Here is a 15072-nt window from a genome sequence, read left to right as displayed (position 1 = left end):
CTTCGCTACCCGCGCCCCAGCATATGGTCAACGAACTCGGCCAGGGTACGAAAGCTGGTCATGCGCAGGCCGCCTTCATCATTGGCCATGGCGCGCGGCACGATCGCCTTTTCAAAACCGAGCTTGCCCGCCTCCTTCAATCGCAACGGGCCATGCGCGACGGAGCGGATCTCGCCCGACAGCGCGATTTCGCCGAAGACGATGGCGTCGGTCGGCACCGGCCGTTCGGACAGGGCCGAGATCAGCGCCGCCGCCACCGCCAGATCGGCGGCCGGGTCCTGCACGCGGTAGCCGCCCGCGATGTTGAGATAGACTTCGGCGGACGAGAAACTCAGCCCGCACCGCGCCTCCAGCACCGCCAGGATCATGGCCAGGCGTCCGGTATCCCAGCCGACAACGGCGCGTCGTGGCGTCGCACCCGAAGCCAGCCGCACGGTCAGCGCCTGGATTTCGACCAGCACCGGCCGCGTGCCCTCCAGTGCAGGGAAGACGGTGGCGCCGGTGATTCCTTCCTCGCGATTGGTCAAGAACAGCGACGAGGGATTGCCGACTTCGGTCAGCCCCTCGGTCTGCATGGCGAAGACGCCGATCTCATCGGTGCCGCCGAAGCGGTTCTTGATCGCGCGGAGGATGCGATACTGGTGGCTGCGCTCGCCCTCGAAAGCGAGGACGGTGTCGACCATATGCTCCAGCACGCGCGGGCCCGCGATCGAGCCGTCCTTGGTGACATGGCCGACCAGCACGACGGCAGTGCCGCGTTCCTTGGCAAAGCGGATCAGCTCCTGTCCCGACGCGCGCACCTGGCTGACGGTGCCCGGCGCCCCCTCGATCAGGTCGGAGTGCATGGTCTGGATCGAGTCGATGATAAGCAGCGCAGGCGGCGTTCCGATCGACAGGGTGGTCAGGATGTCGCGAACCGAGGTCGCCGCTGCCAGTCGTACGGGGGCCTGCCCCAACCCCAGTCGCCGTGCGCGCAGCCGGACCTGATCGGCGGCTTCTTCGCCCGAGACATAGGCGACCGGCTTGCCCGCCATCGCCAGCTTCGCCGCCGCCTGGAGCAGCAGGGTCGACTTGCCGATCCCCGGATCACCACCGATGAGCGTGGCCGAACCCTCGACGAAACCGCCACCCAGCGCGCGGTCGAGTTCGGCGATGCCGGTCGCCATCCGGTCGGGCAGCGGGATATCGGCGTCCAGTCCGACCAATTGGATCGCCCTACCGCCGCCTTGCAGGTTATGCTTGGCAGCAAAGGGTGTCAGCTGGACCGGCGCTTCCTCCAGCATCGTGTTCCATTCGGAGCAATCGGGGCATTGCCCCTGCCAACGGGAGGACACCGAACCGCAGGATTGGCAGACATAGCGCTTCTGGATCTTGGCCATGCCGATGCTCTAGCCGGAGCGGAACGAAAATGGAACGGATTTGATCGGGCGGCGGGAGTGGTCTTTGGAGGCCCGCACGGCTATGGGCCGAACTCCATGATCCCAGAACAATTTCGTGTCGCGCTGTTCAGCGGCAACTATAATTATACGCGCGACGGCGCGAACCAGAGCCTGAACCTGCTGGTTGGCCATCTGCTGGCGCGGGGTGTCGCCGTGCGGGTCTATTCGCCGACCTCGTCCACGCCCGCCTTTCCGCCGGTCGGGGATCTGGTCGATGTCCCCGCCATCCCGATGCCGTTCCGCGCCGATTACAAGCTGGCGCGCGGGCTTCCGGCCAAGGTGCGGGCCGATCTGGAGGCGTTTGCGCCCAACATCGTCCATGTCTCCGCGCCCGAGTTTCTGGGTCACGCCGCCGTGCGCTGGGCACGGGAGAACGGCGTGCCGTCGATCGCCTCGGTCCATACCCGGTTCGAGACCTATCCGGCCTATTACCATCTGGGTTTCCTGGAACCGGCGATCATCAAGCTGCTGACCCGCTTTTACAACAAGTTCGACCGGATCGTGGCGCCGAGCCCCAGCATGATCGCGCTGCTGCGCGGATGGGGCGTGACGCCGCCCATGGGCATCTGGTCGCGCGGGATCGATCACGACCGTTTCCGCCCCTCGCGCCGCAGCCTGGAATGGCGGCGTTCGCTCGGCATCGCCGACCATGAGGTGGCGATCGGGTTCCTGGGGCGCCTGGTCAAGGAAAAGGGCCTCGACGTCTTTGCCGAGGCGCTAGCGGAGCTTCGGCGGCGCGGCGTGGCGCACAAGGTGCTGGTCGTCGGCAAGGGACCTGCGCAGGAGTGGTTCGCCAAGGCGACACCCGATGCCCTCTTCGCGGGCTATCAGACCGGCGACGATCTCGGCCGTGCGGTCGCGTCGATGGACGTCTTCTTCAACCCCAGCGTGACCGAAACCTTTGGCAACGTCACGACCGAGGCGATGGCGGCGGGCGTGCCCGTCGTGGCCGCCAACGCGACCGGCGCGATGGACCTCGTGGCGGATGGCGAGACCGGCTATCTGGTCGGCGCGCGCGATATCAGCGGCTATGCCGATGCGCTGGAGCGGATCGCCACCGATCAGGCCCTGCGCCACCGGTTCAGCGAGGCGGGACAGGCCCGCGTCGCCGATTACCGGTGGGACAAGGTCAACGACGCGGTGCTCGACGCCTATCGCGCCCTGTTCGCTTAACCTTCGCGCCAGTCGAAGGTCAGCGGCGCTTCGCGAAAGGCGAAGCGGTCGAGATGGCTGGCGACCACCTGCCGCATCTGCGTGACATCGCCGTCCTCGGGAACGGTCAGCGCGATATCCAGCGTTTCGCTGTCAGCACGCATCTCCAGTTTCGATCCGTTGGGAAACAGGATCGTGCCCTCCTCGGCGGTGAAGGACACCTCCATCTTATGGCTCCAGTGCTTGGCGAGCTGCTGGAGATAGCGGCTGGCCGAAGGGGTCGGCACACGGACGACGGACAGGCTCATTTCAGGCGCTCCACTTTCTGTGCGAGTTCGTCGATCATCGCGGCGACCTGATGCACCATCTCCTGCGGTGCGTCGCCGCCGCCGAAGCGCTCCATCACCGCCATCTTCAGCCCGCCCATGGCACGCCGGATCGGTGCCGCATCGACCCGCTGGCGATGTTCGCCCAGGGCCCGCAGCCGGGCCAGCAGCGCTTCGACCTGTTCGGCATTCTCGGTCAGGTGCGTGCGGCCGGTATCGGTCGCGGCGAAGCGCTTCTTGGCCCCCTCGGAACGCTGTTCCTCGATGAAGCCCATTTCGTCGAGCAGGGTGATCGTCGGATAGATGACACCCGGGCTGGGGGCATAGGCGCCGCCGGTCATCGCCTCGACCTCGCGGATCAGGTCATAGCCGTGGCGCGGTTCGTCGGCGATCAGCTTCAGCAGGACAAGCCGCAGCTCGCTGCCGTCGAACATCCGTCCCCGGCGGCCACCGCCCGGCCCTCTCCGTCCGCCGCGTGGGTCTTCGAAATCCCACTGCACTTCCAGCGGCCCGAAACTCCACCGGCCGCGCCGTTGGTGATGATCCTGGCCATGTCCGTGCCCGTGAAAATGTCGCATTGTGATACTCCAGATTGGGTTTTGATACGCTCAAGATATATCGCAGACGCAATCCGTCAAGATGACTTACGATATATCTTCGACAGGAAGGTGACGGGCGGCTCCGGCGCTCCTACATGACGGCCATGGCCGATCTGTTTGCGGGTATGGACCCCGCCCCCGCCCAGCCCTCTCTCTCGGCCGATGCGCCGCTGGCCGATCGTTTGCGCCCGATGAAGCTGACCGAGGTCGTCGGGCAGGATCACCTGACCGGCCCGGAGGGTGCCATCGGGCGGATGGTCGCAGCCGGGCGGTTATCCTCGATGATCCTCTGGGGACCGCCGGGCACGGGCAAGACGACCATCGCCCGGCTGCTCGCCGCCGAAGTAGGCCTGCGCTATGCCGCGATCTCGGCGGTCTTTTCCGGCGTCGCGGATCTCAAAAAAGTCTTTGCCGAGGCGCGCGACCATGCCCGGCTCGGCCAGCGGACGCTGTTGTTCGTGGACGAGATTCACCGCTTCAACCGCGCGCAGCAGGACGGCTTCCTGCCTTTCGTCGAGGATGGCACGGTCACGTTGGTCGGCGCGACGACGGAGAACCCCTCGTTCGAACTCAACGCCGCACTTCTGAGCCGAGCGCAGGTATTGATCCTCCATCGGCTCGGACAGCCAGCGCTGGAACAGTTGCTGGAGCGGGCAGAGGCGTTGATGGAGCGCCCCCTGCCCCTGCAACCGCCCGCCCGCGATGCGCTGCTCGCCAGCGCGGACGGCGATGGCCGATTCCTGCTCAACCAGGCCGAGACATTGTTTGCGGTCGACCTGCCCGAACCGCTCGACGCCGCCGGGCTGTCGGCCTTCCTGCAACGCCGGGTTGCGGTCTATGACAAGGACCGGGAGGGGCATTACAACCTGATCTCGGCGCTGCATAAGTCGATCCGGGGATCGGACCCGCAGGCGGCGCTCTACTATCTTGCGCGGATGCTGACGGCGGGCGAGGAACCGCTCTATCTGCTGCGTCGCCTGACCCGGACGGCGATCGAGGATATCGGGCTGGCCGATCCGCAGGCGCTGACCCAGTGTCTTGCGGCAAAGGATGCCTATGAGTTTCTGGGCTCTCCCGAGGGGGAACTGGCGATCGTGCAGGCGTGTCTGTATCTCGCCACCGCACCCAAATCGAACGCGGCGTACAAGGCGCAGAAGCAGGCGTGGCGAACCGCCAAGGACACCGGATCGCTGATGCCGCCCGCCAATATCCTGAACGCGCCGACCAAGCTGATGAAGCAGATCGGCTATGGTGCAGGCTACCAATACGACCACGACGCCGATGGCGGTTTTTCAGGCGCGAATTACTGGCCGGACGAGTTACCGCCGCAGAGCTTCTACGAACCGTCGGGGCGCGGTCTGGAGAAACGCATCGCCGAGCGTATGGCCTGGTGGGACGAGCGCCGCCGTGCCTTGCAGGATGGCGGCGATGACCGTCACGGCTGACCGTTTCAGCGGCTTCGTCGCGATCGACTGGTCCGGTGCGCATGGTGTTGCGCATCAGGGTATCCAGGTCGCCCTTTGCCGTTCGGGAAACGCCGCTCCCGTCATCATCGCGCCGCCGGGCCGGGCCTGGTCGCGCGAAGGCGTGGCCGAGTGGCTGCTGGCACGGGCGGACGAACCGCTGTTGATCGGCTTCGACTTCAGCTTTTCGGCCCCGTTCGTCACGCGCGGGGCACATCTGCCGGGGGATAGGCCGACCGCGGACGCGCGGGCGCTCTGGGCCTATGTCGATGACAGTTGCGACGATCCCGATCTGGGCGCGCGCGGTTTCCTGGAGGCGCGGCGCGGGCGGCATTTCTATTTCGGGGCGGCGGACGGGCGCAAGGCGGACTTCCTCCATTGGCGAACCTGCGAGATCGCAACCGATGGCGCGCGCAAGCCTTCGACCGTTTATGACGCGATCGGCGCGTCGCAGGTAGCGAAGGCGAGCTTTGCCGGAATGCGGCTGCTCCGGCGTCTGGACGGGCGCATGGCGATCTGGCCGTTCGACCCGGTGCCGCCCTCCGGCGCACTGGTCGTCGAAATCTATACCTCCATCGCCGCCCGTGACGCCGGTCGCCCGCGCGGACGGAGCAAGATGCGCAGTGCCGAGGCGCTGGATGCGGCGCTGGTGGCCTTGGGCAGCGAACCGCACGATCCGCTCCATCGCTATGACGATCACAGCACCGACGCGATCCTGACTGCCGCCTGGCTCCGCACCATGGCGACGCGCGACGACCTCTGGCATCCGGTAGGCCTCACCCATCAGGTTGCGCAAACGGAGGGCTGGACCTTCGGCGTGTCTTGACGCTAGGGGGATCGCAACGCCGGATTAGCACAGCGGTAGTGCAGCGGTTTTGTAAACCGAAGGTCGGGGGTTCGATCCCCTCATCCGGCACCATTTCCATCCTGCTCTGGAATTGGCACCAAAAGCCCGTCGCTGCGTTACAGTGGCGGAATGATCAAGGTCGCCAGCTACAACATTCGGAAAGGGATCGGCGCCGACCGGCGGCGCAATCCCGATCGTATCCTGGACGTGCTGCGCGAGGTCGATGCCGATGTGATCGCCCTTCAAGAGGCGGATCGTCGCTTCGGTGAACGCGAAGGCGTGATTCCGCTGCATCTGCTTGACGACCATAGCGACTGGAAGCCGATCGTCTATGGGATGAAGGCTCGCTCTATGGGCTGGCATGGCAACACGATCCTGGTGCGCAAGAGCATACAGGTGCTGGATTTCGAGGCAATCCACCTGCCCTCGCTGGAACCGCGCGGTGCGGTGATGGCGGATCTGCGGACCAAGGCCGGGGTGATCCGGGTGGTGGGCATGCACCTCGACCTGTCGGGGCTGTGGCGGCGGCGGCAGGCGGCGGCGATCCTGGCGCATCTGACGAGCTGTGCGCACCGGCAACCGACGGTCATGATGGGCGACCTGAACGAATGGACCCGCGCCGCCGGGTGCCTGAAGGACTTCACCCGCGATTTCACCGTGGCGGAGACGGGGCCGAGCTTCCACGCGATGCGGCCGATCGGACGGCTCGACCGGATCATGGTGTCGCCGGAGCTGAAGATCGGTGCCTGCGGCGTTCATGCGACCCCGATGTCGCGCCGCGCCTCCGACCATTTGCCCATCTGGGCCACGGTCGGGCCTCGCTGATGCGCGAAAAGGAGCTGCGGCTGGCGCTGGTCTGCTATGGCGGCATTAGCTTGGCCGTCTACATGCACGGCATCACCAAGGAGATCTGGCGGGTCGTGCGCGCCAGTCGGGCCTCGCATGAGGGCGATCCCCCGGCGTCGGCGGTCGATGCGGTCTATCACGATCTGCTCGAAGACATGGCGGAGCGCGGCGGCGTGCGCGTGCGCATCTTGGCCGACATCATCGCGGGTGCCAGCGCGGGCGGGATCAACGGCATATTCCTGGGTCATGCCATGTCGACCGGCCAGTCGCTCGATCCGCTGACCGACCTCTGGCTGGAAGCGGCCGATATCGAATCGCTGATCGCCCCCGAAGCCGCACCAACATCGCGCTTTTCCAAGATGTGGGCGCTGCCCATCGCCTGGATGGCGGCGGGGCGCAGTGGCGAGAAGGTCGCGGCGCTCGACGAGGATACGCGCGAGGAGGTGCGCTCCAAGCTCGGTCACCTGATCCGCTCGCGCTGGTTCGAGCCGCCTTTCGCTGCCGATGCCTTTACCGGACGGTTGCTGGAAGCCTTCGATCGAATGGCGGACGGTCCGGTGGGCAAAAGACTGATCCCGCCGGGGCAGCCACTGGATCTGTTCGTCACTGTCACCGACTTTACCGGCCAGCCGCAGCGGTTGCGGCTCCATTCGCCGGGTGAGGTGGTCGAGACCGAACATCGCATGGTCGTCGACTTCACCGACACCGGCGGCGGCAAGCTAGCGGCGATCCCCGAACTGGTCTTTGCGGCCAGGGCGACGTCGAGCTTCCCCGGCGCCTTCCCGCCCTTCACCGTCGCCGAGTTGGACCGGGTGCTGGCGGCGCGCGAACAGGACTGGCCCGAGCGCGATGACTTTCTGCGCCGCGTGCTTCCCCGCCATCATGCGGCGGGTGCGGCGGACAAGGCGGTGCTGATCGACGGATCGGTGCTGGTCAACGCGCCCTTCCGCCCCGCCATCGACGCGCTCGGACGCCGCCCCGCCCGGCGTCAGGTCGACCGTCGCTTCGTCTATATCGACCCGTTTCCGGGCATGCATTTCCGCCTGCCCGGGGGCGGCGGTCATCCGGGCTTTTTCCAGACGATCATCGGCGCGATCAGCGAACTGCCCCGCCAGCAGCCGATCCGCGACAATCTGGAGGCGATCGCCGCCCGGTCCGGCCGGATCGACCGGATGCAGGCCATCCTCGCCGCCATCCGCGAGGAGGTGGAGCAGGAGATCGAGCAGCTGTTCGGCGGCACCTTCTTCCTCGACCGCCCGACCGCCGCGCGACTGGCTTCGTGGCGGGTTCGCGCGCAGGCTGCCGCCGCCGCGAAGGCAGGGTTCAGCTATGCCGCCTATGGTCATCTGAAGCTCGCTAACGTCATCGACGGCATGACGACGATCCTGACGGAGGCCATGGGCGACGATGGCCAGCCGAGCCGCCACCGCCTTCGCGCGATGATCGAGCGGACCGTCGCGACCCGCCATGTCGGTGGCGACGCGATCAGCTTCACCGGCGGATCGAGCAACGGCGCGCGGACCTTCCTGCGTGCCTTCGACCTCGGCTATCGCATCCGTCGTCTTCGGTTGCTCGCCCGACGGCTGACCGAGCTCGAGGCGGATCATAGCGAGACGGAACTCGCGCCTGTCCGCGACGCCATCTACGAATCGCTGGCCGAGTTTCTGGAACGCCAGAGCGGTATCGGTCTGACCGAATGGGCGGAGGATATCCGCGCCGTTCGCGACGATGGTGGTCCGATGCTCGATCGACTGGAGGCCCGGCTCGACCTGATCCGGCTGGACGGAGAAACCGACGCCCGGCTGGCGGCGGCCTTTTCGGGGCTGCCCCGTGCCGCCCGGCGGACGTTGCTGCTCACCTATCTGGGTTTTCCCTATTTCGACGTGGCGACGCTGCCATTGCTACAGGGGGAAGGGCTGGACGAGTTCGACCCGATCAAGGTCGACCGCATCTCCCCCGACGATGCCACCGCCATTCGAGCAGGCGGTGCCGAAGCGACCTTGAAGGGCATCCAGTTCCTGACCTTCGGCGCATTCTTCAGCCGCAGCTACCGCGAGAACGACTATCTCTGGGGGCGGCTGCACGGCGCGGAGCGGATGATCGACATCGCCGTCTCCACCCTGCCCTCGACCATCCGGCTGAAGCCCGGCGCGGTGGCCGCGTTCAAGCGGCGCGCTTTCCTGGCCATAGTCGACGAGGAAGAGGCGCGATTGACGGCCATCGCCCCCCTGATCGCCTCGCTTCGCCGGGAGATCGGCTGAAGGCTGGTCATGCCCGGTCAACGCCGCTAGACCGCATCGCCGAACCCGGTGATGCGGAGAAACCCATGCAGTTCCTGAAAATGCTCTTCTGGTGCCTGCTGGCCTTTCTGGCCGCGGCCTTCACGCTGGGGAACTGGACGACCGTGCCGATCCGGCTGGTCGGCGGACTGGTCGCGGACGTGAACCTGCCGCTGCTGCTGTTCCTGACCTTCCTGCTCGGGCTGGTGCCGACGCTGATCTGGCAGCATGCTGCGCGCTGGAGGCTGCGTCAGCGGTTGAGCGCCGCCGAGCGTTCGCTGGCCGCCGTGTCCGCCGAAACCAGCGCCTATGTCGCTCCGACACCCCCTGTTACCACCAATATCCAGCCGACGGTCTGATCCCTTCATGAGCAATCGCATCTACGTCGCCATCGACACCCCCGATCTCGCTCGCGCACAGGCGCTGGCGCAGAAGGTCCGCCATCATGTCGGGGGGCTGAAGCTGGGCCTGGAATTCTTCTGTGCGCATGGTGCGATTGGCGTGCGCGAGATGGCCCATATTGGCCTGCCCATCTTCCTCGACCTGAAGCTGCACGACATACCAAACACGGTGGCCAAGGCCGTCCAATCGCTCGGGCCGCTCGCCCCCGCCATTCTGACCGTCCATGCCAGCGGCGGCCGCGCCATGCTGGAGGATGCCAAGGCGGCCGCGCCGACCGGCACGAAGGTGGTCGCCGTGACCATGCTGACCAGCCTGGACGCCAGCGACTTGAGCGACACCGGTGTCATCGGCTCTCCGGCGGATCATGTCCGCCGTCTGGCCGATTTGGCGGCCGAGGCGGGCGTGGACGGCATCGTCTGCTCGGGCGAAGAGGTCGCCGCCGTCAAGAAGGCGTGGCCCAAGGGCTTTTTCGTCGTCCCCGGCGTGCGTCCGGCCGATGGTGTGATCGGCGACCAGAAGCGCGTCGTCACCCCGCGCGCGGCGGTCGATGCGGGCGCCTCGATCCTGGTCATCGGCCGTCCGATCACCCAGGCCGAAGACCCCGACGCCGCGGCACGTGCGATCGCGGGCACGCTCTGAATACGTTTTTCGGACCCTCCCATTCGGGAAACGACCATGCCGACCACTGCCAAGATCTGCGGATTGACGTCGCCCGCCACGCTCGACGCCGCGCTGGGCGGCGGGGCGAGCCATGTCGGCTTCGTCTTCTTCCCCGCCTCGCCCCGGCACCTGACCTTCGACGTCGCGGCGGGACTGGCGGGACGGGTGCCCGATCATGTTCAGCGTGTCGGCGTCTTCGTCGACCCCGATGACCAGTTGCTCGAGGCGGCGGTGCGTGCCGGGATGCTCGACGCGATCCAGCTTCATCGCACGGCACCGGCGCGCGTGGCCGCGATCCGATCGAAGTTCGACCGCGAGGTCTGGGCGGCCGTCGCCATCAAGCTGCGCGGCGATGTCGAGAAGGCCCGCGACTATGCGGGGGCGGCCAGCCTGATCCTGTACGATGCCAAGACCCCAGACGACGCGTCGCTGCCCGGCGGCATGGGCCTGCGCTTCGACTGGAGCCTGCTCGACGGGGTTCGCCATCCGCTGCGCTGGGCCTTGTCCGGCGGGCTGGATGGCGGGAACGTCGCCGAGGCGATCCGGCGGACGGGCGCCCCCTTGGTCGATGTGTCCTCTGGCGTCGAGAGCGCGCCGGGCGTCAAGGATATGGACAAGATCGCGACGTTCCTTAAAGCCGTTGCGACAAATCAGTGACAGGATCGTTTGCAGGGGTCGCCCCCGCAAATGCCCAAGGGAAACGAGATGAACGCCCCCAATTCCTTCCGTGCCCAGCCCGACGAGCGCGGCCATTTCGGTGATTTCGGCGGGCGCTACGTCGCCGAGACGCTGATGCCGTTGATCCTCGACCTGGAGCGCGAATATCGCGCCGCGCAGGTCGATCCGGCTTTCAAGGCCGAGTTCGACGATTTGATGACCCATTATGTCGGTCGTCCCAGCCCGATGTACTATGCCGAGCGCATGACCGAGACGCTTCGTGCGAGCGCGCCCGAGGGCAAGGGGCCGAAGGTCTATTTCAAGCGCGAGGAACTGAACCACACCGGCGCGCACAAGATCAACAACTGCATCGGCCAGATCCTGCTCGCCAAGCGGATGGGCAAGACGCGGATCATCGCCGAGACGGGCGCGGGCCAGCATGGCGTGGCGACCGCCACCGTCGCGGCGCGCTTCGGCCTGCCCTGCACAATCTTCATGGGCGCGCGCGATATCGAGCGTCAGGCGCCGAACGTGTTCCGCATGAAGCTGCTGGGTGCGGAAGTGCGTCCGGTCACGTCGGGTGCGCAGACGCTGAAGGATGCGATGAACGAGGCGCTGCGCGACTGGGTCGCCAATGTCCACGACACCTTCTACATCATCGGCACGGCGGCCGGTCCCCACCCATATCCGGAGATGGTCCGCGACTTCCAGTCGGTGATCGGCACCGAGTCGAAGGCGCAGATCCTGGAGGCCGAGGGCCGCCTGCCCGACCTGCTGATCGCATCGGTCGGTGGCGGGTCGAACGCCATCGGGCTGTTCCACCCCTTTCTGGACGATCCCGAAGTCGCGATGCTGGGCATCGAGGCGGCCGGGCACGGGCTGAATACCACCCAGCATGCGGCCAGCCTGACCGGCGGCAAGCCCGGCATCCTTCATGGCAACAAGACCTATCTGTTGCAGGACGAGGACGGACAGATTGCAGAGGCGCATTCGATCTCGGCCGGGCTCGACTATCCCGGGATTGGGCCGGAGCATAGCTGGCTGAACGATACCGGCCGCGTCGTCTATGAAGGCGTGACCGATACCGAGGCGCTCGACGCCTTCCAGCTCTGCTGCAAGGTCGAGGGGATCATCCCCGCGCTGGAATGCAGCCATGCGCTGGTCGGGCTGATCCGTCGCGCGCCGCTGATGGACCAGGACCAGATCGTGCTGGTCAATATTTCGGGTCGTGGCGACAAGGACATCTTCACCGTCGCCGACGCGCTGGGAGCCAAGATGTGAGCCGGATCGCCGATAGCTTTGCGGCCTGCGCCGATGCGGGCCGTGCCGCCCTCGTCACCTTCGTGACCGCGGGCGATCCGACGCCGGGCGACACCGCCGCCATCCTCGACGCGCTGGTCGAGGGCGGTGCGGACGTGGTCGAGCTGGGAATGCCCTTCACCGATCCGATGGCCGATGGCCCGGCGATCCAGAAGGCCAATATCCGGAGCCTGGGCGCGGGCACCCGCACCGCCGACGTGCTGGCGATCGCCACGGCCTTTCGCGCCCGTCATCCGCGCGTGCCGCTGGTCCTGATGGGCTATGCCAACCCGATGACGGTGCGTGGCCCCGAATGGTTCGCCGAGGCGGCGGCGCAAGCGGGCGTCGACGGCGTGATCTGCGTCGACGTGCCCGCCGAAGAAGACGATGCGCTGGGCGTCGCGCTGCGCGGGAAGGGGATCGCCTCGATCCGGCTGGCGACCCCGACCAGCGACGCCGTACGCCTGCCGACGATTTTGACGGGTGCTGACGGTTTCCTCTATTATGTCTCCGTCGCGGGTATCACCGGGCAGCAGCAGGCGGCGCAATCCTCGATCGAGGATGCGGTGGCCCGTTTGAAGGCGGCGACCCATTTGCCGGTCGCGGTCGGCTTCGGCGTCCGTACCCCGGAACAGGCGGCGGCGATCGGTCGCGTGGCGGACGGCGTCGTCGTCGGCTCGGCGATCGTCGATCTGGTGGGCGAGCATGGGGCCAACGCTCCCGCCCCGGTCCGCGCCTATATTCAAACCCTGTCGTCGGCACTGGCCGATGCACGCAAGGAACTCGCATGAGCTGGCTCAACAGCGTCCGCAACGTCATCCCCTTCGTCGTCAAGAAGGAGACGCCCGATCATCTCTGGCATAAGTGCAAGGGATGCGGGCAGATGGTCTTCACGAAGGAGTTGGAAGACAATCTGAACGTCTGCCCGAAATGCGATCATCACGACCGCATCGGGCCGAAGGCGCGTTTTCGCCATCTGCTGGACGAAGGCAGCTGCAACGAGCTGCCCGCGCCCAAGGTGCCCGAGGATCCGCTGAAGTTCCGGGACTCCAAGCGCTATGCCGATCGCCTGAAGGCGGCGCGGACCAGCGCTGCCGAAAACGACGCGCTGGTCAATGCACGCGGCACCATCCTGGGCCACAAGGTCGTGGTCGGCGTGCAGGACTTCGCCTTCATGGGCGGATCGATGGGCCTGGCGGTCGGTGAGGCGTTCGTGCGCGGCGTCGAGGCGGCCATTGCGGACAACTGCCCCTATGTCATCTTCACCGCCTCGGGCGGCGCGCGCATGCAGGAAGGCATTCTCAGCCTGATGCAGATGCCGCGCACCACCGTGGCGATCCAGATGCTGCACGATGCGGGCCTGCCCTATATCGTCGTGCTGACCGACCCGACCTCAGGCGGCGTGATGGCGGCCTATGCGATGCTGGGCGATGTCCAGATCGCCGAGCCGAAGGCGACGCTCGCCTTTACCGGCCGCCGCGTGATCGAGAACACGATCCGTGAGAAGCTGCCCGACGATTTCCAGACCTCGGAATATTATCTGGACCATGGGATGCTCGACATGGTCGTCCACCGCCGCGACCTGCGTGAGCGTCTGGCGACCGTGATCGGCTATCTGACCGGATCGCGTCAGGCCGCCTGAACCGTCGCCTTTTCCCATCGATCGCATTAGAGGGGCGGGCCGAGAGGTCCGCCTCTTTTCATATCCGCTTTCCAAGAGACCGGCCGATGCCCGACCATGCCCGTTCCGACCATCCGGCCGTCCAGGCACAGCTTGATCGGCTGTGGAGCCTGTCGCCCGGTGCGGATGTCCTGGGTCTCGAGCGGATCACGACCCTGCTCGGGCGGCTGGGCGATCCGCAGCATCATCTGCCGCCGGTTTTCCATGTCGCGGGCACCAACGGCAAGGGCTCGACCTGCGCCTTTTTGCGCGCCGCGATCGAGGCGTCGGGCCAGAGCGTTCATGTCTATTCCAGTCCGCACCTCGTCCGGTTCAACGAGCGAATCCGACTGAACGGCCGCTTGATCACGGACGATGCGCTGGCGGCGGTGCTCGACGAAGTGCTGGGGCATGCCGAGGGGATCGGGGCCAGCTTCTTCGAAGTGACGACGGCGGCCGCGTTCCTGTCCTTCGCCCGCAATCCGGCCGCCGCGACGATCATTGAAGTGGGTCTGGGCGGCCGCCTCGACGCGACCAATATCCTGCCGCCGCCTGCGGTCTGTGGCATCGCGGCGCTAGGCATCGATCACGAAGCGTTTCTGGGCCGCAAGCTGACCGGCATCGCGCGCGAAAAAGCGGGAATCGCCAAGCGAGGCACGCCGCTGGTCACCATGGACTATGCCCGCCCGCTGCGAGACGCGATCGCCGAGGTGGCCGCCGCCGCCGGGGCTCCCGTCTTCGCACGGGGACAGGCTTGGTCGAGCGCGTTCACACGCAGCGGCGTGTCCTACGAGGACAAGCGGGGTCAAATCGCCTTGCCCCGGCCGAGCCTGACAGGCGGGCACCAGTCGCGCAATTTGGCGCTGGCGGTGGCGATGCTGCGACATCAGCAAGCCGTGACCGTTTCGGATGAGGCTCTGAGGCAGGCGGCGACCGGCGCGCAATGGCCTGCACGGATGCAGCGTCTGAGGCATGGACCGCTGACCCAGGCCCTGCCCGCCGGAACGCAATGCTGGCTGGACGGCGCGCACAACCCTTCCGCCGCGACGCCGGTGGCGCGGACCATGGCTGGCTGGCGATCCGAAGGACCGACCGCGCTTATTCTGGGAATGCTGGCGAACAAGGAAGCCGGGCCGGTTCTGGAAAAGCTCGGCGGGATGGTCGACCTGATCGTTACCGTGCCCGTGCCCGATCACGCCTGCCACGCGCCCGAAAGCCTTGCGCAACAGGCCCATGCCTTGGGCCTCAAGGCGATCTCGGCCGGGGACCCTTCGCATGCGCTCGCCTTGGTTGCCGAGCGGCTCGAAGCCCCGTCCCATGTCCTGATCGCGGGATCACTTTACCTGGCCGGACAGGTCCTTGCCCAGAATGACGAGGCGCCGCAATGATGCGACGAGACGATCCCACCAACCGCTTTATTTGCGATTGACTATCAATAGCGAC

At 66.6% G+C, this 15072-nt stretch carries 15 protein-coding genes and 1 tRNA gene; 13 read left to right on the top strand and 3 right to left on the bottom strand.

Features of this window, described 5'->3' with window-relative positions; translation table 11 throughout:
* Window positions 1–5: 5 nt before the first annotated feature.
* The gene (gene radA, locus ACWKSV_RS05060) at window positions 6–1379 is read right to left on the bottom strand and encodes a DNA repair protein RadA (protein WP_076716344.1); all 1374 of its coding nucleotides are present in this window, start codon (window positions 1377–1379) and stop codon (window positions 6–8) included.
* A gap of 96 nt (window positions 1380–1475) precedes the next feature.
* On the opposite strand from radA, the gene ACWKSV_RS05055 reads away from it, so the two are divergent.
* Window positions 1476–2612 (top strand): glycosyltransferase family 4 protein, encoded by a 1137-nt coding sequence (locus tag ACWKSV_RS05055; RefSeq protein ID WP_191864506.1) that lies wholly within the window; start codon window positions 1476–1478, stop codon window positions 2610–2612.
* Here the strand turns inward: ACWKSV_RS05055 and ACWKSV_RS05050 are convergent.
* Window positions 2609–2899 carry a DUF2218 domain-containing protein gene (locus tag ACWKSV_RS05050; RefSeq protein WP_076716341.1) on the bottom strand — a complete coding sequence of 97 codons (291 nt, stop codon included), beginning with the start codon at window positions 2897–2899 and terminating at the stop codon, window positions 2609–2611. The genes ACWKSV_RS05055 and ACWKSV_RS05050 overlap by 4 nt on opposite strands.
* A complete protein-coding gene (locus tag ACWKSV_RS05045) occupies window positions 2896–3495 on the bottom strand; it encodes a PadR family transcriptional regulator (RefSeq protein ID WP_076716339.1) in 600 nt (199 codons plus the stop codon). The genes ACWKSV_RS05050 and ACWKSV_RS05045 overlap by 4 nt, the downstream gene beginning before the upstream one ends.
* 125 nt (window positions 3496–3620) lie before the next feature.
* Between ACWKSV_RS05045 and ACWKSV_RS05040 the strand changes: the two genes are divergently transcribed.
* From ACWKSV_RS05040 to ACWKSV_RS04985, 12 genes are all read left to right on the top strand, one after another.
* Window positions 3621–4961, top strand: a complete 1341-nt coding sequence (locus ACWKSV_RS05040; RefSeq protein WP_076718174.1) for a replication-associated recombination protein A — start codon at window positions 3621–3623, stop codon at window positions 4959–4961.
* Window positions 4945–5805: a hypothetical protein gene (locus ACWKSV_RS05035; RefSeq protein ID WP_156884284.1), complete on the top strand. Its 861-nt coding sequence runs from the start codon at window positions 4945–4947 to the stop codon at window positions 5803–5805. Before ACWKSV_RS05040 ends, ACWKSV_RS05035 begins: the two co-directional genes overlap by 17 nt.
* 18 nt (window positions 5806–5823) lie before the next feature.
* A tRNA-Thr gene (locus ACWKSV_RS05030) sits at window positions 5824–5898 on the top strand.
* A gap of 57 nt (window positions 5899–5955) precedes the next feature.
* Complete coding sequence (locus ACWKSV_RS05025) at window positions 5956–6651, top strand: endonuclease/exonuclease/phosphatase family protein (RefSeq protein WP_076716264.1); 696 nt, start codon at window positions 5956–5958, stop codon at window positions 6649–6651.
* Window positions 6651–8933: a patatin-like protein gene (locus ACWKSV_RS05020; RefSeq protein ID WP_191864507.1), complete on the top strand. Its 2283-nt coding sequence runs from the start codon at window positions 6651–6653 to the stop codon at window positions 8931–8933. The genes ACWKSV_RS05025 and ACWKSV_RS05020 overlap by 1 nt, the downstream gene beginning before the upstream one ends.
* A gap of 65 nt (window positions 8934–8998) precedes the next feature.
* Window positions 8999–9310, top strand: a complete 312-nt coding sequence (locus ACWKSV_RS05015; RefSeq protein ID WP_076716261.1) for a lipopolysaccharide assembly protein LapA domain-containing protein — start codon at window positions 8999–9001, stop codon at window positions 9308–9310.
* A gap of 7 nt (window positions 9311–9317) precedes the next feature.
* Window positions 9318–9992 carry an orotidine-5'-phosphate decarboxylase gene (gene pyrF, locus ACWKSV_RS05010; protein WP_076716259.1) on the top strand — a complete coding sequence of 225 codons (675 nt, stop codon included), beginning with the start codon at window positions 9318–9320 and terminating at the stop codon, window positions 9990–9992.
* Between the two features lie 36 nt (window positions 9993–10028).
* A complete protein-coding gene (locus tag ACWKSV_RS05005) occupies window positions 10029–10670 on the top strand; it encodes a phosphoribosylanthranilate isomerase (RefSeq protein WP_076716258.1) in 642 nt (213 codons plus the stop codon).
* A gap of 48 nt (window positions 10671–10718) precedes the next feature.
* Window positions 10719–11951, top strand: coding sequence for a tryptophan synthase subunit beta (trpB, locus tag ACWKSV_RS05000; RefSeq protein ID WP_076718171.1), 1233 nt, complete (start codon window positions 10719–10721; stop codon window positions 11949–11951).
* Window positions 11948–12760, top strand: a complete 813-nt coding sequence (gene trpA, locus ACWKSV_RS04995; RefSeq protein ID WP_076716256.1) for a tryptophan synthase subunit alpha — start codon at window positions 11948–11950, stop codon at window positions 12758–12760. The genes trpB and trpA overlap by 4 nt, the downstream gene beginning before the upstream one ends.
* Window positions 12757–13611: an acetyl-CoA carboxylase, carboxyltransferase subunit beta gene (gene accD, locus ACWKSV_RS04990; protein ID WP_056434911.1), complete on the top strand. Its 855-nt coding sequence runs from the start codon at window positions 12757–12759 to the stop codon at window positions 13609–13611. The genes trpA and accD overlap by 4 nt, the downstream gene beginning before the upstream one ends.
* Before the next feature lie 86 nt (window positions 13612–13697).
* Entirely contained in the window at window positions 13698–15017 is a 1320-nt protein-coding gene (locus ACWKSV_RS04985) for a bifunctional folylpolyglutamate synthase/dihydrofolate synthase (protein WP_076716255.1), read from the top strand.
* Window positions 15018–15072: the final 55 nt, after the last annotated feature.

This window comes from Sphingomonas sp. SphC10, assembly GCF_057004845.1.
Note: the sequence above shows the minus strand (reverse complement) of the source record. Positions and strands in the feature narration are given on the sequence as shown.

Bases quoted from the DNA above. Each gene is read 5' to 3' on its own strand.
- radA (WP_076716344.1), bottom strand. From the start codon at position 1,379: ATGGCCAAGATCCAGAAGCGCTATGTCTGCCAATCCTGCGGTTCGGTG.
- ACWKSV_RS05055 (WP_191864506.1), top strand. From the start codon at position 1,476: ATGATCCCAGAACAATTTCGTGTCGCGCTGTTCAGCGGCAACTATAAT.
- ACWKSV_RS05050 (WP_076716341.1), bottom strand. From the start codon at position 2,899: ATGAGCCTGTCCGTCGTCCGTGTGCCGACCCCTTCGGCCAGCCGCTAT.
- ACWKSV_RS05045 (WP_076716339.1), bottom strand. From the start codon at position 3,495: ATGCGACATTTTCACGGGCACGGACATGGCCAGGATCATCACCAACGG.
- ACWKSV_RS05040 (WP_076718174.1), top strand. From the start codon at position 3,621: ATGGCCGATCTGTTTGCGGGTATGGACCCCGCCCCCGCCCAGCCCTCT.
- ACWKSV_RS05035 (WP_156884284.1), top strand. From the start codon at position 4,945: ATGACCGTCACGGCTGACCGTTTCAGCGGCTTCGTCGCGATCGACTGG.
- ACWKSV_RS05025 (WP_076716264.1), top strand. From the start codon at position 5,956: ATGATCAAGGTCGCCAGCTACAACATTCGGAAAGGGATCGGCGCCGAC.
- ACWKSV_RS05020 (WP_191864507.1), top strand. From the start codon at position 6,651: ATGCGCGAAAAGGAGCTGCGGCTGGCGCTGGTCTGCTATGGCGGCATT.
- ACWKSV_RS05015 (WP_076716261.1), top strand. From the start codon at position 8,999: ATGCAGTTCCTGAAAATGCTCTTCTGGTGCCTGCTGGCCTTTCTGGCC.
- pyrF (WP_076716259.1), top strand. From the start codon at position 9,318: ATGAGCAATCGCATCTACGTCGCCATCGACACCCCCGATCTCGCTCGC.
- ACWKSV_RS05005 (WP_076716258.1), top strand. From the start codon at position 10,029: ATGCCGACCACTGCCAAGATCTGCGGATTGACGTCGCCCGCCACGCTC.
- trpB (WP_076718171.1), top strand. From the start codon at position 10,719: ATGAACGCCCCCAATTCCTTCCGTGCCCAGCCCGACGAGCGCGGCCAT.
- accD (WP_056434911.1), top strand. From the start codon at position 12,757: ATGAGCTGGCTCAACAGCGTCCGCAACGTCATCCCCTTCGTCGTCAAG.
- ACWKSV_RS04985 (WP_076716255.1), top strand. From the start codon at position 13,698: ATGCCCGACCATGCCCGTTCCGACCATCCGGCCGTCCAGGCACAGCTT.